Origin of the sequence: Enterobacter cloacae complex sp. XAL002, from assembly GCF_049236805.1 — a bacterium.
In the GTDB taxonomy this organism is placed as follows: Bacteria; Pseudomonadota; Gammaproteobacteria; order Enterobacterales; family Enterobacteriaceae; genus Enterobacter; species Enterobacter intestinihominis.
In genome coordinates, this window is record NZ_JBMKJN010000019.1 from 30372 (window position 1) to 54835 (window position 24464).

Below are 24464 nucleotides of genomic sequence, written 5' to 3' on the forward strand. Positions count from 1 at the left end.
AAACTTTTATCTAACCCAGTGGGGAAGTCGCTTCCCTTCTGGGGCACTTCCTCTCAAATTTGAGGTAGTGTATATGACACATTCATCTGATGATAAAAACTATGTCCGAGCAGTTCTGAGCTATCTTGGCATAGATTTTGATGAGGCGGATATAGTATTAAGTGTTTGCCATTGTCAAAGTGACGAGCTTTCTTTTACCTGTAATATCAAAGCTATTGAACTCAAGAATGCTGTTGATTTATATGTCGATAGTATCTCTGAGAATGAAATAGAAGCTTTAAACAGAGAATCTTTAAAATCTCGACTCTGTTACTTTCTTGAGGTGTTTGACGCAGTCTCTGGTCAGTACCTTGAGATTTCAGGAAAACACTTTGCAACTAGCCGTTTTGAATATGATGATGTTTGTAGTGAAGTTCTTAGCATGTCTAATGATGTTTCTCAGTCGAAAGGTTATGACCGGGATGAATATAACAGACTGATGCAGGTTGATGGTCAGGTTATGATTGCCCGTTTTGCTTTGCAACAGTTCTGGGATACTCATTTTATTGGACTAATAACATTTGTATCTGAGTCTATAACATCGAGCCTCTATAAAGCTTATGAAACTTTTAGTGATATAAGTTTGGCTTGCTATAAACTGAGTGAATATTCTTATTCACGCTCTATCAACAGTGAATTGACCCTTAATATTTCACTTAAAGAAAATGACTTCTGTGAGGACCTATCTGATTGCTATATGGAAGATGAGGCTTTACCTTCTGGTAGGGTAATTTCTCGACGCAACAATGACTCCATAATAAGTATTTATGAGAGCTATGCTGCGGCTTCTTATATTCCGATGATTGCATCTTTGGAAGTCGTTGATGAATACGGCGAAGTGGTTACTGACCTCTGCCATACCGTTTATGTTTCAGAGTTAACCGGTGGGCGGATTAAAATCCACGACCGTAATGACTTAGTATCTGAAGTTTTCGATAACCTAAGAAATTTAAATCTTGCAGTTGGAGATTCAGTTTCACAAGCTGCTTGATTCTTTCCCTGATTTTGATTTTTTCTCACATACTCTTATGGCACGGTTTCCGTGCCTTTTTTTTGCCTCGCTTACAAGCGTCTACTCCTCTTCTACCTATCCCACCTTACATCACCACTTAAAATCTATCTTTCTAATTCCATTATCCTTTTCGTAGCCTCTAATGCTCTGGTATGAACATACTCTTTAAACTCAAAAAAGTGCTATTAACGAAAAAAAATCCCTAAAGAGATTTGTATACTGTTCTCAACCAAGGAGAGCTCATGAATGAACTAAAATCCAAAAACGAGAACAGTACCAAAAGCAACTTTCCCCCGGTTGATAATCAGTTTTGCTTTTACCATGTTGATTTCAGCATAGAACGACTACTTTCAACGGCCGAGGATCTCCAGTTTGAGTACATCTTCCAGAAACCTGGAAGTGAAGTAAGAAAGGATTTGGTTGAGCGATTCGAACGTGGAGAGCGCTTTGTTACAGCTTCACACTGTGACAATTTCTGTGAAATCCTTGGTTGTCAAGGCCATCAGGAAAATGCATAAACCCATAAACCTACATTTCCACTTTTAAGGATGTTCACTAAAGAATGATTGGAGAAAGTATTTTTGACTGGGTAATTTACGGAATATCCATTTTGATATTTGCCTCAGCACTAATTGAAGGAAAGACAACTCGCTACCCAGCACTTTTTTTCTATGGGAGTTTAATTTTAATGTTAATCCTGATAGTTGCTGGAGGCCTTAACTGGTGGTTCTACAGGTCAAAATATGGCGCAGTAATCGTTATCTTCACAGTGGTCTCTTTACTGATGACTCGATTCCGCCTGGTCATATATAAATTAAGATTAAGAAAGTTAGTTTCAGAAATCAGATTTCGTATAAAAACGGGTTTTCGTATAATTCTTGTTTTGTCGGATAATGAGGATGAGCGTAATGTTCTGCTGTCTATGCTTAGCAACGTATTGCCAGAGCAAACGCTTATTCACACGCGTGATGCTCTCGGACCTCATTCAGAGCCTATCCTAAAAGCTCTTGAGCTACATCATCAACAGGGAACAGGTTACATACTCGTCTGTGAACAACAAATCTCAGCGCGTACGTGGTTGAGTATCGTAGAAAATGGGAAACCTGATACATCTATAGCTGTTAATTTTCATTCGATCCCAGAAATGGAGTGATTTTTCAATGAGTAGAACCGTTTCACAAAGTGTCACAGAAGATTGTCTTTTTGATACCCGCACACAAGTCAGATTACAACTAAGTCGAAGCGTTCATAAAACGCTGGCATCTGCTAAAGAAATTTTACAGGGAAGGGGGGTTGATTCGGTCTCTATTGAAGATCTTGTGCGAGCCTGTCTTGAAGAGAACCAGCCAATTGATCTAGCCTCACTTTACCTTGAAAATCTCTTAAAACAGAAAGGTACCAGCATTTGCGATTTTTAGTGTTTTCAAACCTATTAGATAAAATGCCGGTTGTGTTTATATAACATCAATAATTTCATGCAACAGGTAAAACATGAGTACTCAAAAGCAACTTTCCAGAACTACCGGCACTGAACGTATGTTTAAGGAAGAGCTGGCGTTATCCTTAATTTGTTGGGTTTTCACCAGTCCTTTTACCAACTGGACCGATAAAGTCTTCAGTGGTATTGAAGTTCCGTCTGAAGGACCGTCATCATTACGGGGTGAGACAGAAAAATTCTTTCGTTTTGTCGTTAATGAAGAAGGCTACGACGCAGGAAGGGCTGCTATTGGTCTTGACCTATGTTGTTTTTCACTTCCGTTGTGTTTGTTCCCGGACGCTGCCCTGTCTGAGGAAGAGGTTATGAGTAAGTTAACCGGAGAAGTTATCCATGGAATTCTTCTTTCCTTACCTGAGTTTATTGATATGCCAGAAGTGCTCGCTTACCAGGTCAGGGATGAAATTCTTGCTTTTAACACTCGCTGTGGAGACGGGATCTTTCATGGTTGGAACACGGCTTCAGAATTGTGGAAGTTTGAAATCTTTCCCCGCACCACCATCATGATGCAGCATACTTCGGCAATACATTAAAATTAGGCGGGGCAGAATGCATAAAAAACTTTTTCTTCTCGAATGGAAACCCTGTCAGAGCCGCGTATGGGCCGGTTGGATGGCCCTGTGGTTGACTATCAGTTTTCTGATGTTATCTGCCTTGCTTATGACAGATCATCTCCTGAACAAAGTCATCCTGCCGCCAACATGGTTGTTGATCTGGTTTTCGCCAATGCTGGGGTTTTTGATAAAAGTTCGCGTCGTCGAAACTCAACATTTCCTGGAGCATGACCTCTGTGTTGCAGGTTTCTCTTTTTACCGCTGGAAGAGGTTAGTTTCTCCCGGGCTTTGGTCAGTTGACTGTATAAATGGTCGTTTTCGCCTCAATCGGATCACCCAGGTGGGTAAGACTATCCACTATCCATGGCGTCTCCATTATCATCCTTTGTTCATGAGCCCTATCGAACATAAATCGCATGCTGTGAAAGCTGTTTCAAAATGACTTCTTTAGAGGTTTACATGACATTTATGTTCTGCAAGGTCAGCCTGGGCAGCAAAATTGATTGGAAATAACATGAGCCTGGAGAAACGTATGAGTTATGACGATTTGCCCTATTTTCGTGACCAGATTCTGGAACGCATCGACTCGCTCAAGTGTTTTCTTTCGAACACCCCCCCGATGATGGCAAACCTGATGACTGTCTCCACCGTATCTAGAACAGAAGAGCGCTTGAAGCAGGTTAAACCCATCAGGGTTAGTATTAAAGACGATGCTTCGGTTGAGGAAATTATTCAGGCACTTACTGACATCTGTGTGGATGACATAGAGTCATTAAGTCATGATTCCACCAAAGTAACCACTAAATACCCGGGTCTAATCATTGTCCCCGAAAGAGCAGATCTTCTCGAAAGCTTGATCACTTCTATAAACGAAGCAAAAAATGATTTTGCTGCGGCAATGAGGCGTATCGATAATAAAAAGAATGTCCGTTTTGATAAAGTGCACAAGAAGCTCCCGGGCCTTGTCGCTATGCACTCAACAAGAAATATCCTTTTCATCAAGTCCCAGCTTAAAAAAGTTACTTTTTCATGGCGGCTAAACCGAAACCAGGAAGTTAAAACAGCAGAGCAACTTGTGAGTTTGTTGGAGCGCAGGAGAGCCTCAGAAGTAAAAAATGTAGCAACTACCAATTTGAATGTCGTGTCTAATATCGATAAGGCTTTACACCGTCTTGAATTTCACCCACTGAAGCAGGGCGAATCTTATCGCCTTTGTCGAACTAACTCTTTCCCTGTTCCGATTGCTCACATTTTTGCATTTAGGCCTGAAGGGCAGGAACGAAACGGGAATAAATATGCTGAGACTGATTATTCAGTAGTAAAAGCATCCTTGCCCATTTTCGCAGCAGGCAACATACCTCAATTAAAAACGCTCTCTGACTGGGCTCCTGAAAACAGCCAGGGTCCGTCCAACCAACGGAAGCTGAGCCTGAAATATACAGAACTCGTGCCGGGGGCTGAGCTGGGCATTTTCATTGTCAGCCCCGAAAATTAAGGAACAACAATGCAATGGATTTCCACAGCCAGCCAGAAAATCGATGAGCGTCTCTATCGTGTCTGCGTCTGGGTAAAAAAATATCACGCTGATGCGATTAACCGCGTTGTGCTAACCGTTGATCTAAGTAAAGCCCGACATGACCCTGACGAGGACCAGGTAAGAGCAGAGCTGCTGTGCGGCCATTATTTTTTGCTTCGTAAGGAAAACGCTTCGAACTCTGCGCCTGACGATCAAAAGTTTGCTTTCCTGCCTGACGGGCGCAATCTGTGTTGGCAGACCGCAACCCCGGTGCTTCAGCATCTCCTACTCAATAAAAACGTTCCTGAGTCGCTGAGGTTGCTTACGGACTACATACATATGCGTCTGGCCAGGCTGACAATGGTACCTATGTCCGGAACCATCATGAACGAGGCTCTGCTGGACAGCATCAGCTGGGTTAAGGTGGATTTGACCTACTTCTGGCAGTACGAACAGCTCAGCTCTCATCTGGGACCCATCCAGATAACCCACAAGGCACTTGTACGCTTCGGGCACCTGGCAAAGAATGATGAAAACTCCAGTGCCATAAGAATTCTGCGTCAGCGTCTGTCTTCAGAATTCTTACAAGAATTTCAGATGGCTGAGGATGAGCTAAAGCGCAAACAGTCGTTGATGGGCACCATGGACGTGAAAATGCTGTTTCATGCTCATTACCCCAGCCAGAAGATGCTGGTGGCTCGATATAAAAATGGTTGGGTAATGGTGGATTGTTTTCTGTTTCACCATACCAAACCTAAGAAAAAAGCAAAAAACAAAACTACTGTGGCTAAGCCTCAACTTAAACAGACTAAAAGAGAAGGGAGTGAAAATGGAACTGGGCATTATGGTGTGCATCGTGTTGTTACTCTCAGTGGCGGCGGCGTGGATCAGTAATAAGACAGTTGATTTGCTCGAAAGATTCTATTTCAAGCGTCCGCTGAGCATGGAGTACGCGGCATGGCTACGTGTAATGTGTGCAGGCTTGTTATTAGTTTTTATTCAGGTTGCTCCCCAATTTACACTCCTGTATACCCTTAAACTTGTCACGCTTATTAATCTTGGAATCCAGACAATGAAATTAAATGGCGTGTACAAATATAAAAGGACGGGAATTTTGCCTCCGGGAGGGGCACTCTCTAATCTCACCAGACTTAACCCGTTCAAGAAAAAATAAAGTTATGCGCCCGTGAGGGCGCTATTCATCAAAGGCATTTCGCATAAGCTTGATCATGGCTTTTTTACCAGCTTCAATATTGCGAATGTAGCGCATAACCATTTCTTCATTCGACCAGTTCCCCATTTCCATAATCTGTGGTAGCGAGTAACCTTCAATATCCAGCTGTATCGCACCGCCTACACGAACGCTGTGCCCTGTCCAGTAACGGGTTTTAGTCTCATTTGGATAAAGCTCATTCCACATTTCTTTAAATGCCCGTAAAAGGGAATTTTTGCTGAGCATACCGGCATCGTCCACAGTGTCTTCCTCATCTTCATCGTTCAGAAGACTTTGTTTAGCACGGTAGGGCAGGTTATGCCGTTTAAGAAGCTCAGATAGCTCATTCCCTTTACTCCGAAGCTTCCAGCCGGGTGGCATATAGCCTGTATCATGGAAATTTACGGCCTGGAAAAGGTATTCATCCGGATGACTGTGCTGATCCATTTTCACAAGGTTCATCAATCTCAAGAGGCAGTTAGTTAACTGACGTGTCAGCCGGTAGGTAAGAAGTGTACTGATGTTCGTTTTTGTACGGTATACCGTCAGGTTAAATTCACCGGTCATACTATCCAGAGACAGATCTTTCAGACGTATACGGCGAATTTCGGATGAACGGAGCAGTGTTTCAAAGCCTGTCCAGATCAGGCACAGGTCACGAAGCTTACGAACTGAGTTTGTAGTACTGCGTAACTTTATCAGAGCCTTGAGATCGCCAATAAGAAAGGGAGTTGCCTGTTTAGTCGTCTTTCGCTTCCGGGCTTCCGATTGTTTTAAGGCTTCCAGCATGTACCATGCTTCAGACGTAATAATCCCGGGCAGGTTAAGCCCTTTTTTATGGATACTGTTTAAGGCCTGAAGACAGCTGTTTATGCTGCTTCGTGACAATTTGCCTTCAAGATGCCCCATAAACGCCAGCAGAGCTTCCTCAGACACGGGGAGCGAACTTACTGGCCAGTCTGTATGCAACCGGGCATTCGCCTGATACCATTCGTTCCATACTCGTAGCCAGTGCAGATAGGTTTTAGCTGTGTTGTATCTCAGATGGGAAAAGTAACGGATCAAGCGTGAAAGCTGTTTATCATGGTTGCCGAACGTTTCCAGCTGCTGATGCAATTCGCTTTCCGAAAACTGTCTGATCACTGATTGATTCTTCATCCTGCTCACCGGGATACACTGGTTTTATTTACAGTCATTTTAGCACTCATGTACCTGGTTATGAACAGGGTGGAAACAACGAAAAAGGTTGTGAAATCGTTAGGCTTAAGTGAAAAATGATATTAAGATTATCCCTGGCCAGTTGAGGCCTGTCTAAAGAAGGTTGATTATGTCTGACACAAAGCAGTCTTATTTAATGAAATTCCGTAAGTGTAGTTCGTTCGAAACGCTCGAAAAAGTATTTGAAAGGTTATGTGAAAAAAACTCGGGTGTCGCCTCTCTTGAAATTTCTGGTGCTTATGATCATCGTAAAGCTGAACTGACAATGAAAAAGTTATATGACAAAGTTCCTGCGAGTGTGTGGACCTTTGTTCGCGAGTAATTATTGATATTGGCACAACAAAAAGACTGTGTCTGGATTTGAAAATAGTTTATGCCCCTTTCGGGGCTAAAGGCACTGTAATAGCCTGTCTTTTTAACTTTCTTATTAAGTTCGGAGAAAGACTTTAATCATAAGCCAAGCCCACTGCTAAATACATCCGATATTCTCCTTAATTTTAGAAGTTGTGATAAAAGTTACTTTACCTAAACTTCTCTCTCCATATTTGTAAGGCTCTCATTTGATTCTTGTCAAACATTAATCTGGAAAACTAAAAAATCATTTCTTTTAATTCGTTTTACAGAAATCCTCCTCCGTTATTTCGGATATAGTTTGAATAATTATCAAAAACGGGGTGCAGCCATGCGTAAGAGTTACACATTTGGTATTCCATTTGGACTCCAGAGAGAATCAGGACTCTTTTTAGATATTACAGAGGTCAGCCGGGGTATCGACTGTAACTGCATCTGCCCCGCTTGCAAAACTGATCTGTTAGCAAAGCAGGGGGAGGTCAAGCTTTGGCATTTCTCACACAGTACTGCTGTAGCCGGTGACTGTGATGGTCTGATGGAAGCCATCCGGGGAAAAATTATTGAAGTCATCAACGAGCACCAGGTTCTTGGTTTCCCAAATCTTCTCGCTGGCGACGATGGTGGGCCGGTTTCACTGAATGAGGTTATTGGAAGCGGCAGTATGTTCGGAGGCACAGCTGATCTGTTCGTAAAGGTTAATGATTTATGTGTGGCCGTCTTTCTGGACAGGGATCGTAGCATTTCTGCGAAGTTAACCTTTGACCACCTTCATCCTTCCGAAAGAGTTGCCGCATTGCGTATCGATCTTCCAGATATTGAATATGAAATCAGTCAGGTGCAGCTCGGGCGACGTAAAACAACATACAGTGAGTGCATTGAAAGCCTGATCATTGATGAGACCAGTTCCCGGGAATGGCTATATCATCCATTAATGCATGAACTTGAATCTGAACCTCTTCAGGAGTATCGGGGACGGGAGCCTTCAGAGGAAGGGCCTCTTCTTCAGCGCCTTGCTGACTGTAAGATGAAATTGCCTGATATCCTTCCGGGCAGTCATAACGCGTTAGTCAGGTTACAGCAGGATACGATTGTATGTCTGTGTAGGTTAACGGTTCGGGCTTATGACATCGCTAAGACCGATGAATTTCCTTTGTTCCTTCGCTATTTCAGGTTGCACTGCCTGGAAAACAGCGAACATGTCAGTTACGAAAGACTGATCTGCTGGCAGGAAATGATTTCAAAAACCCAGGAAGGCCAGTCCTTGACACAAAACGAACTTGAATATCTTCATGAGATTGTCCGCATCGCCTTATACAATCACCGGCTTAACAATGTCAGTATTTCAGATGTTAAAAACCATGACACAGGAAAGGAGAGCGGCAGGGTAGAGCCACAAAACTATTCACTCTTATAAATAAATTGGGCTTTGCGCATTAAACCCTTGCCGCAGGAGGTGTACCGCATATCCGGCACAGACAGTCAGTTTTTCTGGCAGCTTAAATTTGACACAGCTTAATATAGTGATTCATTAAACAGGTTCAGTATGCTGCCAGAACGTTTTAGTCGTTATGGGCGTCCGTTAGTTTTCTACTAACTGAACGACGACCAGCCTGCCGCCTTCCTCCTTTGACAGAACAAACTGAGCGTTATTCGTCAGTTCAATTTTTTCCCCAATGGCAATCTGTCGTTTATCCGGTAATGACATAAGCCCATTTATGCCTTCATTTACTAACCACCACTGATCGTTATGGAAAACAAAATACCCAACTCGTTTCCTTTGCAAATCGGTTGTACGCTCATTTGGCGCAATGAGGCGATTCACATGCCACGCATAGATTGACTGCCCGCTCCACACCATCAACCGGTGGTCGTCAGGACGATAACTGCCTTCCTTTCGGGAAGAATATAAATTTAGAACCGGTAATTTACCCTTGTATGGCGTACCGCAGTAGGGACAAACCGGCTTTGTCTTACCCGAGAAAACGTACCATTTCTGTTCACACGCCTTGTTCTGGCAGGGCTGTATCAGATCGACTGTTTTAACCAGGGCGCTTTCCCACTCATCGGCGGTCGGGCGTTTAGTGGCATCGTGTAAGCCATCTATAAAGGCGCGCTCAAACAAAGGTGTCAGATAAGGGCCCATGATGGTGTAAGGAATTTTCTCCGGGTCAGCCCAGGGCAGTGAAAAGGACGATAGCTGACTGACTTTGACTGCATTGCTTTTGTCTGTCGGATGTTCAATGAAGAGTGCCTTCTCACCCATAGATAAGGTCTCATCACGTACTTCATCCGACATGTCATGTATTTTTCCGCCACGTAGCGGATGACGGAAGAACAGATACATGTAGATAAGCACCGACAGCGCATGACGGTCAGTAGTAATGCTTGGCAATACGCGGTTCGGATCCTCTTTGGAAAGATGACTGGTTTTCACCACTTCCGGAGCGATAAAATCCGGGGTGCCCACCACGTCGGGAGGATACTTTCCAGGGACAACCAGGCCGTCTACGTCAATGATGCAGGCATGTCCCATTTCTGGATCGATAAGCACGTTTTTATAGCTTAGATCGCTGTGACAGAGACCTGCCGCATGCATCCTTCTGACGGCTCTTGTCAGCAGCAGACAGACCTTGAGATAGGTAAGCGTATTGCCTCGTTCACGTGGGTCGAGAAATTTGTTCTGGTTGCTGGCGCTGGCAAACCATTTGCCTTCCTTTTCACGACCTTTTATGCCAAGAAAATCATCGTTTTTAGAGCCGTATTTAAAGAAAAAGTAGCTTTTGTAGGTTGGAACCACGATGCCGATTTTATGCCCATGCTCAACAACATGGGTCGGCCAGCAAAACAGGTCCTTCCAGTATTCACCTCCGGACTGGCCAAAAATGTTTTGCCTGTAGCGTCCGGTGATCATATCAATCCGATCCCGGGCCTGCTCGTTCTGCGGTTTATGATAAAAAGCGACGACGTATGATTTATCAGGCGAAAAGTAAACATCCTTCATCGAGCCCGAACCAATTACCTCGTCAACATACTGGACTGTTTCGCCGTCCTTTGTTTTGCACGTAACGATATTTGCCATATTGATCACCGAAAAAGCGTATCCCTTACCACAACACCGCAATAGTGCGGTCATCATGGTTCCCTGTGGAGAAAAAGTTAAGCCAGTCGCCTAACCTCTCAGGCGCAATACTGGCGTCTGTAAGGACAGGGTTGAGCTCATCAACGAGACGGGTCCATTTTTCGTCACTGCGAAGCCCATTATCCGTCTCAAACAGAGGGTCTGAGACGCCGTCTGTCATGAGGATCAAGTGAGATACATCATTCCATTTACCCACGCTGATGCGGCCGCTAAACGAGGGGTCTGCGATAATGCTCTGGTCAAGGAAACGGGTTTGTCCTGCGTATTCTCCGCTATCGGGATTTCCCAGTATCCTGACTTTACCGGAAGGGCTGTATGCACCTATCGCACCATCACCAAGCCAGAATGCAGCCGCAAACAGCTCGTTATCAGTTCGTAGCGCTACAGTTGCCAGAAGGGTTGTTGAATAGGATTTCACAGGTTGTTCTGCACAAATGGCTTCGTTCTGGATACTGTTGACCGCGAGCGTAGCTGCCTGTTTAAAATGATGAAGCATGGCGTTTATTGTTGCCTGCTGATCGCTCCCTTCCCACGCCGTGATGTGCTGCTTTAAATGGACGCCTTTCACACCACTGAGCTGATTTAAAAGGTAATCGCCAGCCGTTTTGACTGCAATCCGGGAGCCTTCCCGGGAATTTACCGCACTACCGGCTCCGTCTGCGACCAGCATGACAGACCATCCTGTTTCCTGGCAGTGGTTGATGTAGAAGTCGTCATCTCTGAAGCTTCCGGCATGCTCATGAGAGCGTCCCCGGCGACTGGCGGCAGCAATACGTATATCACCCCTGACCAGGCCAGCAGCGTCCAGATGGGACTTAGGGTAGGGAGCGTCTGCTGGTGGCTCTACCACCTTCCACAGGCTTCTCGGATCGGGATTGATTATAAATAGCTGTTTTGTTTCACATTCGTCGTGCGACGTGCATGACCAGATTACTGAAAGCTCTATATCGCCGCTTTCGGTGGGAGTACCTGTCAGCAACTCCTGTTCTTTGTCAAAAGACAGGCCAATGTTCCGGGGAAAGACAACGTCCCTGACAGTAGCCTGCTGGCCCTCACCCAGAACGATAGCAACCGGCGAAGAGAAACGTTCGCCTGCGCGGGCGTTGGGGATCGTTATTTTAGCTCTCGGGGGAACGGCAGGTGGCACAGCTAAGCTGGCCCGCTGCTGGCCTGTCGGTATCTGCCCGGGTTTTAATACCAGGGAAGACAGGTTTTCGTCTTCCCTCTGTGCTGGTTTATCAAATTCGTAATAAGGCATCAGCTTCCAGAACGGAGGATGAGGCTCATTTTCTGGCAGGGGTTGCAGTGCTGATGTATCGGTAGCGTCAATGCCCGGGTTATCAGCAACACTTACGACCGTTTGTTGCTGATCGGAAAGACTGGATGCTGACGAGGCGGCAATCTCTGCGTCGTTATCACCTTCGCTAACCCGCGCAGATAAACCCTGTGCAAGGCTCTCAATCCGCTCTTTAAGCCGCATAATTTCTTCGGTAAGGGATGGGTCCTGCGATAGAAGTAAAAGCCGCTCACCTTCAACAGGGTGGCCCAGCTCAGACAGAACTAAGCGGATAATCTTCTCTTCAAGTAAAGCATTTTGCGACATCAACCTCTCCCTCTGTTTACGTCGAAGTTAGTGTTTCCGCCATCATTGCTGAATGACAGGCCTGTTTCACACCACGGGCAGATCACGTCATCCGGGCCGTCAATACACAGCAACTTTCCGCATGAGCACAGGGCAAACGCACTGGCATTACCGCAGTGGGGGCAACCCGGTACGCCATGCAGTTCGCTGGTATTTACCTGCAAACCGGTAGCGGTGGCATCTGACCACGCAAAATAGTCCTCATCGATGGGATAGCATCCGGCAATATTAAAGCTGTTCAGGTTCAGACTGAAATCGAGCCCGGAAACCCTTGCTGGTGGCCGTTCATACTTCATCAGGTACGGACGACGGGTCTTGCTGCAACGGCCGGTAAGCGTAACGCAGTTTTCGTCGTACGCTTTTACTGGCTCGTCCTTGGCCAGCCGGACTATGTATTCAGTCTGGCTGAGCTCAGGTTGTTTGTCGTCCCCGACGCTGCGGCTGTGCGCCGTAACCGAGGCCGTGATCCATTTGATGAAGCGGGTAAAGTCCCCTTCCTGAGATTCGGTGAACAGCATGACATTCTCTGTCAGTTGCCGCAGGATATTCAGGTCCGCTGACGGCCCCAGGCCAACGGCAATGAGATTCACTTTACTCGCGTAGTGATCCTTCCAGCGCTTCACTTCTGCGGTTGTGTCGTCAGTCGGACGTCCGTCGGTAAGGAGATACACGACGGGTTTCCAGTCGCCTTTAGCCTCATGAGTGGTTTTTCTGACCTGGGTATCAATTTGCACGGTCAGCTCACGCAATGCAGCTCCAAGGCTCGTACCGCCGCCAACGGGAAGGCGGGGAGGGTAGAACGAGGCAATTTCGTGAAGAGGTACAATCGTACGGGCTACACCGGCAAATGCGATTACCGAGACCCAGGCTGTTTCAAGTGCGTGTGGATCCTTTCTTAAATCTCCGACGATCATTTGCAGACCATCAGTCATTTTTTTCAGGTTTTCACCAATCATGGACTCTGAACAGTCCAGGACAAAAAACACGGGAAGGCGTCTCATAATTTTCCTCGTACGGCTGGTACGGCCAGCAGAAAACGTTGCTGTACAGAAAGGTGCTGCCCGGAAACAGCACCTTTCTGTCTGTCAGAGCACCAGCTGGATTTCTGGTGGAGGAGGGGGAAGGGTATCAGTTCCGTTATTAATCCCCGCGCTTGTGCTGCCGGAAGACACGCTGGCCGATACCCATTTAAAGAAACCTGCAAACGCGGTTGAATCTAGCGTCTCCAGAGACACAACCTTATCGGTGAGCTGTTTTAAGTGCTCATGGCCTGCTTTAGGACCAACGGCGCAGGCAATGATGGATCCGAATCCCCGGCCGCGAATCGCTTTTACCGCTTCACCGTACGCCAGGGCATCAGAAGGGGTTCCATCAGTCATCAGGAATACCAGAGGACGCCAGTCTCCTTTGGTATCACCATCTGAGCGACGTACATCCCGTTCAACACACTGCATCAGACATTCAAGGGCAGCACCGGTGAACGTCCCGCCTGCGCTTGGCACAACGATGTCAGAAAACTGGAAGTCTTCCAGCGGCGTGAGAGGAATGAACTCACGCGCCTCATTGTCATAGGTGATAATGGAGATATGAACGCTTTCGAGGGCGTAGGGATCCTGGCGAAGAGCGCTAAGCATCGCCTGAATTCCAACGTTAACGGAATGGATTGACTCACCGCGCATCGAGCCGGATGTGTCGATAACAAGGTAAACAGGCAGGCGGCGCATCACATGTAATTCCTCAGGTGCGAGACAAACGAATCTGATTCTGAAGGCTCACCAATTGCCCTGAGTTTCCAGCCTGTAGCCTCGCGTATCAGCTCGGCAAAGACCATGGAGCGCTGGCTGGCGAAGGCGGGTCCGCCAGAAAGATCGAATCGTGCCATTTCAATATTACGGGCATCTACTGCCCGGATGAAGGCATTCTGAACTTTACCAAAGTGCTGCTGGAGCTTTTCACCATTGTAGATCTGAACGATGAACACAATTTTCTCGTACTGAGCGTCAAGGGAATTCAGGCGCACAATAATTTGCTCATCGTCACCGTCACCGGCTCCGGTTCGGTTATCGCCCGTCAGCCAGATATTGCCTGACTTATGGCGAAGGCTGTTGAAAAAGATGATATCGCCATTCACAAGCGTTGGTTTACCATTTTCCACATTGCCGAGATCGGTCACCTTTCCGGCTGAATTACACAGGAAAGCGATCACATCAAGGTCGTATTCTTCTTCTTTTTTACCAAAGATCCCGCCGAGAAAACCTTTCTTTTCCTCATTAATATCCCAACCGAGGCCGATAGTAACGGACGAGAGATCGTATTCATTTTTTTTCAGGCTTACGCCCTGGCCTTTGCTCAGACTGACAGACATGATATCCCCTTAATCAATAAAATTATAAGACCACATTTACTTCTGGCGGCGGCGGTGGCAGGTCTTCAAGACCGATCACTTCTTTTTTGCTGGACTCCACTTTCTGACTGCCTACCGAAATGCTCGCACTGACCCATTTAAAGAAAGCTTTAATCGTCGAACTGTCAGCTGTATCGAGCTGAACCACGATTTCAGTGATTTCTTTGAGGACGCTGGTATCGGCATCATGCCCGGCTGCACATGCCACAACAACGCCGGTTCTGGCCGCTTTAAAGTCATTCAGGCCTTTACGCCAGTCATCATTCGGACTTCCATCCGTCATCAGGAATACAAGGGGACGCCAGTCACCTTTAGTGTCAGCCGTCGTTTTCTGTACTTCTTTGGCAATGGAGCTGGCCGTGAGGGAAAGCGCTTCGCCAAGAGACGTGGTGCCGCTGGCTGTTAGTGCTGGCATCTGGAAACTCAGGAGGTCTGTCAGGGGGACTGCCTGTCGGGCTGAAGAATCAAAGGTGATCACTGACACGTGAGCCGTTTCGAGTGCATACGGATCCTGTTTCAGCGTGGTAAGCAGCGTCTGAACGCCATTTTTAACCGCTTCGATAGGCTCTCCGTGCATAGAGCCGGACGTGTCGAGTAGCAGATATACGGGTAAGCGTCTCAAATGTAATTCCTTCTTAAGAGATCGGAAGAGGAGAGTAGTTTCAGGAAGAGGCCAGGGTTTGTTGATTTGATAAAACGGCACGACATCTGTCGGGTGGAGATTAAATACTCAGAAGCGGCATTAAAGAAATAAGTTAACCACCATAGAATTACCGACATGTGAATGGCCTCTTATCAACAGAAAAATAATTCAGACCGGACTGGAATATAAGATTTCTGAAAAAACTCGGACAAATAAACTGTCTTATGTATGAAATTCATCATACATCACAGATCTGCATGAATGGAGTGTAAAACGCCCAAAGATTGATGTGTAGCACAAGAGGATGTCAAGACACCAGGTTTTGTAGTCAGTAAGGCGCTGCTGGCATTGCGGGAGGAGAATAGATCAAAACTACGTCACGCCAATACAGAGGTAAAATATGACAAAACCGGGGTTTTCACCCCGGTCTGAGATTTAGCGTCAGGACTTTTTAGCGCTGTATTCTTTTATCAGTTCGTCAACGGAGTGCAGAGCCAGCTTCTCTACCGCTTCACTTCGGGTCGAGCCACTCAGCGCAGCCAGACGGTCAATTTTTCTTAAGATCCGCATGCGTAGCGATAAGGACACGGCTGTTTTTTTATCCTTATCGAGTACGACCTTCCCTGTAGACTCACCGGTTTTCAGTTCAGCATTCTGTGCGAGCGCTTCATTCATCCGGCGAAGGGTCTTTTTATCCAGCTGGCCCGGATTAACGAGATGGTAGGAATGACCTGCCTTGCTGTATTTGATCTCCGCAGAATATGACTCGCGTAGCTCTTTGAGGGCCCGGGTTAATGTCGGCTCTGAGCATTCCAGACTGGTTATAATGTCGGCAGCGGAAACGGGCTTGCCGGTGCCCAGTAAGTTGGCAAGCTTAAAAATCCGGGCCTGTCTGGTATTTAATTGCATCGTAAGATTTAGCCTGCTTAAAGGGTTAGTGGTTCAATAGGCTGAAAAATGAAGGTACTGCTCATCTTTCGAATAACCGGGTGATCGCCTAACGCTTCAACCGGATCAATGTGTTCTATGCCTGCAAAATTTACTGACGACATCTGGCTGCGAGTGCATTTGCAGGACAGGATATACTCATCCTCCAGATAGCCGGTCCGCTTACTGACCCGTTGCGTAAAGCCTGACACAATCACGTTGTCGAAAGGTAGCGTATGTAAAACGATACCGACCAGGCGGAACAAGCAGCCATGGACGTGGCGGGCATAGTTTTCGCGTACGGCTTTTTGCGTCATGGCTTTTTCCGTCAGCTCCGTGCCCCGGGCATTAACGCCGTAAATCTTATCAGGGAAATCTTCAATCTCAGCTAAATCAACGTCCAGCAGGACTGCTGATAGCTCCGGCTTTACTTCAAATGCAACAATCGTTTCACGCGGCCATTCAGTTTCTGCCAGCACACCCGCCAGGTATGATTCGAAAAACGCGGCGTCTGTCCGGAACTGCTGCCGGGCATCTGCCTGAGCCGTGGCGAGCCGTTTTTCATGTTCTTCTGCTTCAAACTTCCAGTTTGCATACTGTTCGGCCCAGGCCGTCCGTTGTTGCTGGTACCGGTGCTGTCGAAGGGTATTCTCACGCTCCACATCAATCAGCTCCTGCTGCCACCGGCGAAGATTTTCGGCGTGGCGCTCAGCTTTAGCTGATTCCGATTCAAACCATTTACCCAGAAAACTAATGCCTTCGCTCTCGGCAGGCTTTTCCGGCAATGCAAGGTAGTCTGGCTTTTCTGGACGCACCGGTGCCGGAACCTGAAAAGGCGACGTTCTGTTATGCAGGTATACTGCTTCCAGCTCTGCCCAGCTGATGCCTGTTTTTGGATCCGGCGTCAGCTCGTGAATATTACGGATTGCGGTTACCGCTGACATGAGTTCAGCGGCTTCCTGCTCAAGCGCCTGTCTGAGCCCCGGGTCGGTTGCCGTCCGGTTTCCACCTCCGGAACGCGCGGCCCGGTCAAGCCGGGTACGGTAACTCAGCCCGGTACCGGGCAAGCCCAGATTGGCATAGGTCCCCCGGCTACCAAAAGAAACGGAAGCACCTCTCGGCCCGACACTCAGGCTCGGTGCACCGTTACTCAGGTTGAGGCGAACGCCAGGAATAATGTTGATCGACTTTCTGAACCTGAACCCCATTATGATTTCCTTAATGATGCTGGGTCACGGTAAGTAATCTGATTCCATCAGCGCTTTGCTCGTTCTGTAACCCATAAAAACGAGCTCTGTCCAGAATGCCAGCCGCCCAGCGGCGATGTGTGGCGGGTTCACACATTGCTCCCTGCGACTTAAACACGGCCTGGGTAGAGTTCAGGATCCGCAGAGCGTCAGAATACTCACCCTGAGTGACCATCAGCGCGTTTTGAATGACCTCTATCTGACCCGGGTGAATGGCCGTTTTCCCAACAAGCCCATGTGCCATATCAAGAGCCAGCTCTCTGGCCATAACGGCATGATCGTCAATATGCTCACATACGGGCGCGGTCAGGGCAAAATCACGCGGGCCGAAGACTGAAACGAGCATTTTGATGACGTAGCCCATCGGGCTGTCATACAGCGTCAGGTCCCGGGGGCGGCGAAGCGACACAACGTTCATAAGATCGTTGCCGCCGATTCGAAGCGCAATAATGCGGTCGTGGCAGGGATGTTCCACCAGGCGAGTGGCCAGCTCGCGCATCTGAACCACGTCAAAGACGTCTTCTGTTTCCAGCGTTGGCATCATGCACAGGTGAGTCCCGCCCATGATATCCCACCATTCAGCTAACGAACTGAGGGTAAATTTCGGCAACACAAACCCATCGACAGCGGAAAGATCATAATGCGCTTTTAACCATCTGCCCATTTCGGCATGCCGAGGGCGAATGAACACCAGAGGCCAGTCATTTTTACCCAGGCTACGCATGCTGTTACTGAGCTCGTGCAGCAGGTGCTCCAGATTTTTGAGGGCGATGGGGATGTCTGCTTCACTGACAGCATCCTCCAGGCAAATCACCAGAGAGCGCAAACCCGGGATTTTCCCGTGCAGGACGGCATCAGCAATATCTTCCCGTGTTGCAGGCATGTATAGCGTGGCTCCCAGATTCCAGGGAGAAAGACGATTTTTCATCAGAGTACCTTCTTGATAATGGTTACAGCCCGATACTGGCCGAGGGTTCCCCCCATTTCTGTAACAACTATTCCCTTTTCACGAGCAAGCCCTACAAGCAAGGCAACGTCCGGGTCGTCAATAGAACGCACAAATACATGGTCCGGTACCCGACGTAATACAGCCCGGGTTGCTTCAGCAATACCGGGTTTAATACGATTGACGCTGTCCACTTTAAATTCATCGGCCAGGAACGCGATAACGTCGCGACTTGTCTGCCATAAGACCCGGGCTGACTCCATATTCCAGCTCAGGGTAGCGAGGGATGACGGGGTTAACTTCTTACGGAAATGGGCGACGGTATCGACAAGCATCCGGCTGCATTCGAATTCACTGAGATGCTCGCAAACCATGCACCCATGTAATCCTTCAGAGGACCATACTGACCGGGAGATCAGGCCTGATACCGGCGCACCCATGATGCCAAAAGGAATGAGCCAGTCATCATCACTGGCTGCAAGCCAGGAGCAGCCACAGGGATCGGCCAGGACAACCAGTCGCGGCTGCTCAGGATAGCCCGGGCGATCTTTCAGTGCGCGTACAAGCTCTCCGGTAATTGCGCCTTTACCTGTCCATCCGTCAACAAAGACAATACCGCTGGTACCATGGCGCTCTTCAATGACGTCGAGGGCTGCACCGTCAATTCCACGATCCCGGATAATGCTGATACCGTAATGCCATGAGGTTTTCCCCATGTCACGCAGGGCCTGGTGCAGCATAACGCCGAGCGGCACGCCAGCTCTGACGAGACTGGCCAGTACAATGGGCTCATCACCGAAGCGTTCGGCCAGAGCAATAGCGAGCTGTGTGACTTCTTTTGCAAGTCTCTCTGCGCCCCGATCCAGCGCCCGGTGAAACAAATCAAGATGCCATTGTGTTGGCGCTGGCTCCTGACTGAGCATGTCCGAATAATGTTTCTTCCCTGACTGAATCAGCTCTTCTTTTTGCTCAACCGGCGTCATCTCAATGACTACCGGCTTTAGCAGAAATTCCACGTCACCGGGCTGGTATGAGCCGGTAAATGTGTCATGTGGCTGCATTTTAATTTTCTCCAAAAATTCGCTGTGAAATGGCATCTGCAAACTGACTCTGACGCGGGATGCCAAACCAGCTGCACAGTTTCATAAAACGATGATCGCTCAGGCTGTCGCCCAGACCAATTACGGGGAAGACTCCGCGTTCAGCCCGAAGTTTTTCAAGAAGCCATCTGACTGCCAGCCCTTTCTCAACCGCGGTGGGAAGCCAGGCCACGTTATTACTGTTGCGGTGGATGTAGAAGCCCTCGGTCGGAAACACCGTTTCTATCTCATCTGCAATGGCATTGAGCTCGTCAAGGCGGGTGCTGTCGCGGTGCTTCATCACCATATAAACCGCCGTTTCACCGTATTCGAAGTTCAGCCTTGCCCAGGCATTGATCCCTTTTGCGTCCATCATTTCAGTGATCAGACGCTGCATCGATGTCAGCTTTTCCTGATAGGGAGCCAGCTGGCCGAGCATATGGGCCTTCCACTCCTCGTCGGGTTTGCCTTCTGGCGTGAGAATGACGGCCCCGTGAGTGGTGATTGCCCAGGAGTGGAAAGGGATCCGTACGCGGCTGATTTCTTCAGTTCCCCGTGCGGTAACGGGTATGAGTTCAGCCTGCTCCAGGAGCCAGTCCACCAACATGGACTGTTCTTCCGTCATAAAGCTTCGTGGATTCAGGGTGCGATCAACGGCACCGGTACGGAATGGCTCCAGGGCCAGCTCGTCCACCATTTTACGACGGGTCTGAAAGAGCGTGTCGTCAAGGTCGCTCAGAACAACGGGTTTATTCATAGGTAACAATCTCCACGACGGCCGCAACCTCAGCCAGCGCTTTAAGAAGCTGCGTGTCAATACTTTCTGCGGGTGTCTCAGTACACACAAGAATGCGGTCAAACTGCTGGTGGGCGACGTTATAGACAAAATTGGGGATGCCCAGCCCGTAGTTATCCGTAAAGGAAATGGCGGACTCAATGGCATAACCAACGGCGATAGGGGAGCGGGTGGTCGATCCATAAAATGCCTGTGCTCCGGCAGCTTCGAGCCGTTCAGCAAGCAGGAACGGCTCCCAGACGAATTCCCCGGTCCCGAGAACCAGAATACGTTCCCCCTTGTGGACGGAGACCTCATGGCCGAGATCGGCCGCAGGTGCGAGCATCCCCAGTCGGCCCCAGGACTGTTTTCCCTGGATGTCCCATTCTCCTCGTGAAGTTACGTTGACTTTCGGCATGTCCGGGACAGGTGCATCAGGTAATGGGGTCCATCCCCACTTACCGCTTACAAGAGAAACCGAAGTGACTGGTAAGGTGCTGCGCTCGGACAAGGCTTTGCCACTCCAGTCGGTAAGCGTAACGGCTATAACCTGTTCAATATGTTGAAGCTTGCCGGTATTACGCAGGGCTGAAAGCAGGTTAATAAAGGTATTACCGGTGGTTGCCTCGTCATCAATCAAAACCAGCGTTCGTGCGTTGGTAACACGACGTCTTTTCTCTTCATCATCTGGCAGATAGATCAGATGATCGGTGGCGTGGCTGTGTTCTTCCTTGAACTCGCAAAGCAACGTGCCATCAACCGGGTGACGGGTAGAGGTCAGATAGACAGATTCAGGATGCTGGTGGCGCACTTCATCAAATACACCGGCCCCAAGCCCAACGGCGGTTTCAGCCATACCGATAAACAGTACGGGTCCTGTCAGTGTCGAGGGGAACTGGCTGGCAAGCTGTCTGTAGGCCTGCCGCATGACTGAGGGTGGCACGGGAATGTGCCTGCCGAGTACTTTGCTGACAAACAGAAAGGCGCGTTTCGGGTTACGTCTTTCAGCGATGTCAAACAGGTCATCGAGCGAAACTTCACCCTGGTCGCGGGTTACCTGAATCGTACCGCATGAGAGGGTACGGCGATAAATCATATCTTCGAGGATATCAGACATAAATACGCCTTAATTCAGAAGGTTAGAGAGTGATTCCGGGTATGCAATTACATCCGTAATGGATCTCACCGCAACCGGAGAAAAGGTGTTTTTAGCGCTCTGGCGCACCATATCTTCAGACATCAGACCGAGCTTAAAGGCAGCAAATAACCCAGGAAGGTTCACCCCGCTGTGAAGGGTATAACCCACCCCCCCTGACGGACGCATGTTGGTTTCAAGCAGCACCGGGTTGCCATTCACATCGTTTCGCGTCTGAACATTCACCAGCCCGTCGGCCTTCATAACCCTGGCGCAGTCACACGCCAGTTCCCAGGCGCTTCCTTCGTTTACCAGATACTGGATAACCCCTTCCTTACGGCGTCCCACGGCTGCGAGTATTTCGCCCTTATCCGCGAGGATATCGACGGAAAATTCCGGGCCTGGCAGGTACGGCATCAAAACAAGGGGTTTAAACGACTCAGCAGCTGATGCTGCTGCAATATACTGTTGCGGACTGACCAGACGATGTTCGGGATGATTAAAGACGGCCATAGGCGAAGCACTGTCATCAAAGCGCCAGAATCCCATGCCATAGATACCCGTCACCGGCTTCACGCATACCGGGCTGTCAGTGAACGGCGGGGCCGCGAGGTGTGTTTTTAATTCTGCCAGCGTATTCACCCGCCAGGATGGTACGACCGGGAGACCCTTTTGCTCCATAAACTGAGCAAAAGTAACTTTTTCGTCAGCCAGAGTTAACCAGTCGACGCCCGTTGCACCGGTAGTAAGGGTGGCACCGGTCGATTCAATGGCTGAACGGTGTTCTTCAAACCACTGGCTGTTACGGCCAGTATGAATATGGTGGATGCCGTAGGACTGAATGGTTTCCTGGATAAACTGAAGACGTTTTTGAGGATCTTCAGGTTCAGTCAAAGAATAGTCGGCAACGGAAAGGATTTCATTTCTTTCGTTACGGTGGGAGGCAAAAACGGTAATGGCAAAATTATTTTTTTTTGCAAATGATTTTACCCCCTGAATAATATCTCGCTGGGAGGATAAACCTTCCATAAACCAAATTTTCTTGTTCATTTTTTTTAATTATCCGGAACGCCATGCAAATTTATGATTGAGAAGTGAGTCTATGAGTGTCTAAGCTACATGTCAATCATAATATGATTAATAACTCCTGTGGTTATGGAGTGCGTCAGGTTTTTTGGATTCCTGATAACACATTGATATTTAAATTAAACTTAGAAAATTAACACCCTGAAAAGGATTTCTTTTTGTGTTTTTACAGAAAACTACCAAAATTTCCCTTGTCAGAGAACTTCATCATGATATGATTTTCTTCGTCAGTTACTAAATATACCTTTGATTGTCTCGGTCATTACCATTTTAAGGAATAAAACATGGTTTCATTAGTTAAGAACCAGACGGTATCACTCAGCAAAGAATCATCTGCATTAAGCCAGCTTCATTTCGGTCTCGGTTGGGATCCGGTTAAGAAAAAAGGTCTTCTTGGAGGATTGTTTGGAGGCAACGACTCAATCGATCTCGATGCTGGCTGCGTATTAATGGACAGCACCGGTAAAACAATTGACACCATCTGGTTCCGCAAACTGGAATCCACCTGCGGCGCTGTTGTGCACAGTGGCGATAACCTGACCGGTGAAGGTGACGGTGACGATGAGGTGATTAATGTCAACCTCTCCCGACTGCCTGCAAACGTTGAATACCTGGCGTTTACGGTAAACAGCTTCCGTGGTCAGTCGTTCAATGACGTCGAAAACGCGTTCTGCCGCGTTGTCGATCAAACCGGCAAAGAGCTGGCTCGCTACAAGCTGACTGAGCAGGGCTCACATACCGGGATCGTTATTTCTTCGCTGCGCCGTAATAACGGCAACTGGGACTTTACCGCCCTTGGCCATGCCTGTCGCGGCCGCACAATTGACGATATGCACTCCGATATCGTTTCAGCGGTTATTCGCTAATGAACCTGACGCCGGGGGGCAATGCCCCCGTTCCAGCCCAGGAGTTGCGGGTCCGGATCACCTCGGGCGGCCAGGTGGATGCTTCGGCGTTTCGCCTGTATGCCGACGGGAAGGTGCAGGGTGATGCGGACATGGTGTTTTATGGTCAGCCACGTAACGATGATGGTACCGTCAGCCTGGTCAGTGAAGGCCAGTACTCAACCTTTACTGTCGCGCTCAACCGGCTGAAACCTGATGTCCAGAAAATTGCGTTCACCGTGACCTGTGACGGTGGGCAGACGGTGTCCGGTCTTCGTAATCTTTCCATCGACGTGGAGCAAGGGGCTACCGGCCTGGTTAGCGGCAGTGTCGAACTGAGCGGCCGTCAGGAAGCAGCCTTAATTCTGGGTGAATTTTACCGTCGTAATAATGACTGGAAATTCCGCTTCGTTGCGCAGGGGTTCAACGGTGGACTTAAACCGCTGGCAGAGCATTTCGGCGTAAATATTGCCGACGAACCGGCTCCCGCAGCCCCGACTCCTCCGGTTGTAACCCCTCCGCCAGTTGAGACAAAAATCAGCCTGAGCAAGGTATCGCTGACAAAAGAGAAGCCTGCAATCAGCCTGACCAAACGGGATAACTTCGGTGAAATCCGGATCAACCTGAACTGGCACCGGGGCAGCGGCAAATCAGGCTTTGCAGGCATGTTCGGCTCCAAAGGAATCGACCTGGATCTGGGGGCCTTTGTTGAGCTTCAGGACGGGTATAAATCGGTCATTCAGGCGCTCGGTAATGCATTCGGTGATTATCGCGATGAACCGTATGTTCAGCTCAAGGGCGATGACCGGACGGGTGATGTATCAGACGGCGAGTGGCTGCATATCAATGGACGTGAATGGAAGCATATCCGCGAAGTGCTGATTTACGCCTTTATTTATGAAGGTGTTCCCAGCTGGGACAAGACTGATGGTGTGGTCACCATTCATGTGCCGGATCAACCGCCCATTGAGACCCGCCTGACCGAAGGTGAAAACCGTCGCACATTGTGCGCCATTGCCAGACTCGTAAACGAAAACGGCGCAATTAAAGTCGAGCGAATTAACCAGTACTTCAAAGGCCAGGACGAAATGGACCGGGCATTTGGCTGGGGATTTCGCTGGAGCGCCGGTTCTAAATAACACAGCAACAAAGGAAACAG

The 24464-nt window shown here is 48.3% G+C and carries 26 protein-coding genes; 12 read left to right on the top strand and 14 right to left on the bottom strand.

The features are described 5' to 3' along the window. The first annotated feature begins 73 nt into the window (after positions 1-73). From ACOT0L_RS17330 to ACOT0L_RS17365, 8 genes are all read left to right on the top strand, one after another. The gene (locus ACOT0L_RS17330) at positions 74-1030 is read left to right on the top strand and encodes a hypothetical protein (RefSeq protein ID WP_000149830.1); all 957 of its coding nucleotides are present in this window, start codon (positions 74-76) and stop codon (positions 1028-1030) included. A 263-nt stretch (positions 1031-1293) separates the two neighbouring features. Then, positions 1294-1569, top strand: a complete 276-nt coding sequence (locus tag ACOT0L_RS17335) for a hypothetical protein (protein WP_001004200.1) — start codon at positions 1294-1296, stop codon at positions 1567-1569. 44 nt (positions 1570-1613) lie between these two features. After that, entirely contained in the window at positions 1614-2204 is a 591-nt protein-coding gene (locus ACOT0L_RS17340) for a hypothetical protein (protein WP_000578891.1), read from the top strand. 7 nt (positions 2205-2211) lie between these two features. Beyond that, positions 2212-2469: a hypothetical protein gene (locus ACOT0L_RS17345; protein WP_001371933.1), complete on the top strand. Its 258-nt coding sequence runs from the start codon at positions 2212-2214 to the stop codon at positions 2467-2469. Between the two features lie 73 nt (positions 2470-2542). Further along, on the top strand, positions 2543-3079 hold the full coding sequence (locus tag ACOT0L_RS17350; RefSeq protein WP_000107167.1) for a hypothetical protein: 537 nt from the start codon (positions 2543-2545) through the stop codon (positions 3077-3079). A gap of 16 nt (positions 3080-3095) precedes the next feature. Beyond that, positions 3096-3542, top strand: coding sequence for a hypothetical protein (locus ACOT0L_RS17355; RefSeq protein WP_000549069.1), 447 nt, complete (start codon positions 3096-3098; stop codon positions 3540-3542). 90 nt (positions 3543-3632) lie between these two features. Then, positions 3633-4595, top strand: coding sequence for a DNA replication terminus site-binding protein (locus ACOT0L_RS17360; RefSeq protein WP_000119428.1), 963 nt, complete (start codon positions 3633-3635; stop codon positions 4593-4595). Between the two features lie 9 nt (positions 4596-4604). After that, on the top strand, positions 4605-5510 hold the full coding sequence (locus ACOT0L_RS17365; protein ID WP_001198595.1) for a hypothetical protein: 906 nt from the start codon (positions 4605-4607) through the stop codon (positions 5508-5510). A 301-nt stretch (positions 5511-5811) separates the two neighbouring features. Here ACOT0L_RS17365 and ACOT0L_RS17370 read toward each other — a convergent pair whose 3' ends face one another. Beyond that, positions 5812-6987 (bottom strand): tyrosine-type recombinase/integrase, encoded by a 1176-nt coding sequence (locus ACOT0L_RS17370; RefSeq protein ID WP_000795949.1) that lies wholly within the window; start codon positions 6985-6987, stop codon positions 5812-5814. 169 nt (positions 6988-7156) lie between these two features. On the opposite strand from ACOT0L_RS17370, the gene ACOT0L_RS17375 reads away from it, so the two are divergent. Together ACOT0L_RS17375 and ACOT0L_RS17380 are read left to right on the top strand one after the other, a co-directional pair. Beyond that, complete coding sequence (locus ACOT0L_RS17375) at positions 7157-7369, top strand: Hha/YmoA family nucleoid-associated regulatory protein (RefSeq protein ID WP_001285422.1); 213 nt, start codon at positions 7157-7159, stop codon at positions 7367-7369. A 360-nt stretch (positions 7370-7729) separates the two neighbouring features. Then, positions 7730-8812, top strand: a complete 1083-nt coding sequence (locus ACOT0L_RS17380; protein WP_276191847.1) for a hypothetical protein — start codon at positions 7730-7732, stop codon at positions 8810-8812. 165 nt (positions 8813-8977) lie between these two features. Here the strand turns inward: ACOT0L_RS17380 and ACOT0L_RS17385 are convergent, their stop codons facing one another. From ACOT0L_RS17385 to ACOT0L_RS17445, 13 genes are all read right to left on the bottom strand, one after another. Beyond that, positions 8978-10477 (bottom strand): helix-hairpin-helix domain-containing protein, encoded by a 1500-nt coding sequence (locus tag ACOT0L_RS17385; RefSeq protein WP_001284318.1) that lies wholly within the window; start codon positions 10475-10477, stop codon positions 8978-8980. A 25-nt stretch (positions 10478-10502) separates the two neighbouring features. Further along, positions 10503-12140: a PP2C family serine/threonine-protein phosphatase gene (locus tag ACOT0L_RS17390; protein WP_000081059.1), complete on the bottom strand. Its 1638-nt coding sequence runs from the start codon at positions 12138-12140 to the stop codon at positions 10503-10505. After that, positions 12140-13180 (bottom strand): TerY-C metal binding domain-containing protein, encoded by a 1041-nt coding sequence (locus tag ACOT0L_RS17395; RefSeq protein ID WP_001253656.1) that lies wholly within the window; start codon positions 13178-13180, stop codon positions 12140-12142. Before ACOT0L_RS17395 ends, ACOT0L_RS17390 begins: the two co-directional genes overlap by 1 nt. Positions 13181-13264: 84 nt before the next feature. Next, positions 13265-13903 (bottom strand): vWA domain-containing protein, encoded by a 639-nt coding sequence (locus ACOT0L_RS17400; protein ID WP_001253658.1) that lies wholly within the window; start codon positions 13901-13903, stop codon positions 13265-13267. Next, positions 13903-14544, bottom strand: coding sequence for a TerD family protein (locus ACOT0L_RS17405; RefSeq protein WP_000116681.1), 642 nt, complete (start codon positions 14542-14544; stop codon positions 13903-13905). The genes ACOT0L_RS17400 and ACOT0L_RS17405 overlap by 1 nt, the downstream gene beginning before the upstream one ends. 22 nt (positions 14545-14566) lie before the next feature. After that, the gene (locus ACOT0L_RS17410) at positions 14567-15205 is read right to left on the bottom strand and encodes a vWA domain-containing protein (RefSeq protein ID WP_001253657.1); all 639 of its coding nucleotides are present in this window, start codon (positions 15203-15205) and stop codon (positions 14567-14569) included. Positions 15206-15667: 462 nt separating this feature from the next. Further along, complete coding sequence (terW, locus tag ACOT0L_RS17415) at positions 15668-16135, bottom strand: tellurium resistance protein TerW (protein ID WP_001176767.1); 468 nt, start codon at positions 16133-16135, stop codon at positions 15668-15670. 17 nt (positions 16136-16152) lie between these two features. Then, on the bottom strand, positions 16153-17361 hold the full coding sequence (locus tag ACOT0L_RS17420; protein ID WP_011152964.1) for a DUF4236 domain-containing protein: 1209 nt from the start codon (positions 17359-17361) through the stop codon (positions 16153-16155). A gap of 10 nt (positions 17362-17371) precedes the next feature. Beyond that, complete coding sequence (locus ACOT0L_RS17425) at positions 17372-18328, bottom strand: HpcH/HpaI aldolase/citrate lyase family protein (protein WP_011152965.1); 957 nt, start codon at positions 18326-18328, stop codon at positions 17372-17374. Beyond that, positions 18328-19407, bottom strand: a complete 1080-nt coding sequence (locus ACOT0L_RS17430) for a cysteine protease StiP family protein (RefSeq protein ID WP_001585166.1) — start codon at positions 19405-19407, stop codon at positions 18328-18330. The genes ACOT0L_RS17425 and ACOT0L_RS17430 overlap by 1 nt, the downstream gene beginning before the upstream one ends. A 1-nt stretch (position 19408) precedes the next feature. Next, positions 19409-20182, bottom strand: coding sequence for a hypothetical protein (locus tag ACOT0L_RS17435; protein ID WP_001040058.1), 774 nt, complete (start codon positions 20180-20182; stop codon positions 19409-19411). Beyond that, positions 20175-21317: a phosphoribosyltransferase domain-containing protein gene (locus tag ACOT0L_RS17440; protein WP_001280115.1), complete on the bottom strand. Its 1143-nt coding sequence runs from the start codon at positions 21315-21317 to the stop codon at positions 20175-20177. The genes ACOT0L_RS17435 and ACOT0L_RS17440 overlap by 8 nt, the downstream gene beginning before the upstream one ends. Positions 21318-21326: 9 nt before the next feature. Then, positions 21327-22385 carry an ATP-grasp domain-containing protein gene (locus tag ACOT0L_RS17445; protein WP_012695441.1) on the bottom strand — a complete coding sequence of 353 codons (1059 nt, stop codon included), beginning with the start codon at positions 22383-22385 and terminating at the stop codon, positions 21327-21329. 320 nt (positions 22386-22705) lie between these two features. On the opposite strand from ACOT0L_RS17445, the gene ACOT0L_RS17450 reads away from it, so the two are divergent. Both ACOT0L_RS17450 and ACOT0L_RS17455 read left to right on the top strand, forming a co-directional pair. Further along, positions 22706-23287, top strand: a complete 582-nt coding sequence (locus ACOT0L_RS17450) for a tellurium resistance-associated protein TerZ (protein WP_000254137.1) — start codon at positions 22706-22708, stop codon at positions 23285-23287. Next, entirely contained in the window at positions 23287-24444 is a 1158-nt protein-coding gene (locus ACOT0L_RS17455; protein ID WP_001054786.1) for a TerD family protein, read from the top strand. The genes ACOT0L_RS17450 and ACOT0L_RS17455 overlap by 1 nt, the downstream gene beginning before the upstream one ends. Positions 24445-24464: the final 20 nt, after the last annotated feature.

Coding starts and splice junctions, on each gene's coding strand:
- terW (WP_001176767.1), bottom strand. CDS start 16,135: ATGCAATTAAATACCAGACAGGCCCGGATTTTTAAGCTTGCCAACTTA.
- ACOT0L_RS17395 (WP_001253656.1), bottom strand. CDS start 13,180: ATGAGACGCCTTCCCGTGTTTTTTGTCCTGGACTGTTCAGAGTCCATG.
- ACOT0L_RS17355 (WP_000549069.1), top strand. CDS start 3,096: ATGCATAAAAAACTTTTTCTTCTCGAATGGAAACCCTGTCAGAGCCGC.
- ACOT0L_RS17370 (WP_000795949.1), bottom strand. CDS start 6,987: ATGAAGAATCAATCAGTGATCAGACAGTTTTCGGAAAGCGAATTGCAT.
- ACOT0L_RS17445 (WP_012695441.1), bottom strand. CDS start 22,385: ATGAACAAGAAAATTTGGTTTATGGAAGGTTTATCCTCCCAGCGAGAT.
- ACOT0L_RS17365 (WP_001198595.1), top strand. CDS start 4,605: ATGCAATGGATTTCCACAGCCAGCCAGAAAATCGATGAGCGTCTCTAT.
- ACOT0L_RS17380 (WP_276191847.1), top strand. CDS start 7,730: ATGCGTAAGAGTTACACATTTGGTATTCCATTTGGACTCCAGAGAGAA.
- ACOT0L_RS17440 (WP_001280115.1), bottom strand. CDS start 21,317: ATGTCTGATATCCTCGAAGATATGATTTATCGCCGTACCCTCTCATGC.
- ACOT0L_RS17330 (WP_000149830.1), top strand. CDS start 74: ATGACACATTCATCTGATGATAAAAACTATGTCCGAGCAGTTCTGAGC.
- ACOT0L_RS17420 (WP_011152964.1), bottom strand. CDS start 17,361: ATGGGGTTCAGGTTCAGAAAGTCGATCAACATTATTCCTGGCGTTCGC.
- ACOT0L_RS17375 (WP_001285422.1), top strand. CDS start 7,157: ATGTCTGACACAAAGCAGTCTTATTTAATGAAATTCCGTAAGTGTAGT.
- ACOT0L_RS17455 (WP_001054786.1), top strand. CDS start 23,287: ATGAACCTGACGCCGGGGGGCAATGCCCCCGTTCCAGCCCAGGAGTTG.
- ACOT0L_RS17390 (WP_000081059.1), bottom strand. CDS start 12,140: ATGTCGCAAAATGCTTTACTTGAAGAGAAGATTATCCGCTTAGTTCTG.
- ACOT0L_RS17435 (WP_001040058.1), bottom strand. CDS start 20,182: ATGAATAAACCCGTTGTTCTGAGCGACCTTGACGACACGCTCTTTCAG.
- ACOT0L_RS17450 (WP_000254137.1), top strand. CDS start 22,706: ATGGTTTCATTAGTTAAGAACCAGACGGTATCACTCAGCAAAGAATCA.
- ACOT0L_RS17400 (WP_001253658.1), bottom strand. CDS start 13,903: ATGCGCCGCCTGCCTGTTTACCTTGTTATCGACACATCCGGCTCGATG.
- ACOT0L_RS17350 (WP_000107167.1), top strand. CDS start 2,543: ATGAGTACTCAAAAGCAACTTTCCAGAACTACCGGCACTGAACGTATG.
- ACOT0L_RS17360 (WP_000119428.1), top strand. CDS start 3,633: ATGAGTTATGACGATTTGCCCTATTTTCGTGACCAGATTCTGGAACGC.
- ACOT0L_RS17345 (WP_001371933.1), top strand. CDS start 2,212: ATGAGTAGAACCGTTTCACAAAGTGTCACAGAAGATTGTCTTTTTGAT.
- ACOT0L_RS17405 (WP_000116681.1), bottom strand. CDS start 14,544: ATGTCTGTCAGTCTGAGCAAAGGCCAGGGCGTAAGCCTGAAAAAAAAT.
- ACOT0L_RS17340 (WP_000578891.1), top strand. CDS start 1,614: ATGATTGGAGAAAGTATTTTTGACTGGGTAATTTACGGAATATCCATT.
- ACOT0L_RS17430 (WP_001585166.1), bottom strand. CDS start 19,407: ATGCAGCCACATGACACATTTACCGGCTCATACCAGCCCGGTGACGTG.
- ACOT0L_RS17425 (WP_011152965.1), bottom strand. CDS start 18,328: ATGAAAAATCGTCTTTCTCCCTGGAATCTGGGAGCCACGCTATACATG.
- ACOT0L_RS17385 (WP_001284318.1), bottom strand. CDS start 10,477: ATGGCAAATATCGTTACGTGCAAAACAAAGGACGGCGAAACAGTCCAG.
- ACOT0L_RS17335 (WP_001004200.1), top strand. CDS start 1,294: ATGAATGAACTAAAATCCAAAAACGAGAACAGTACCAAAAGCAACTTT.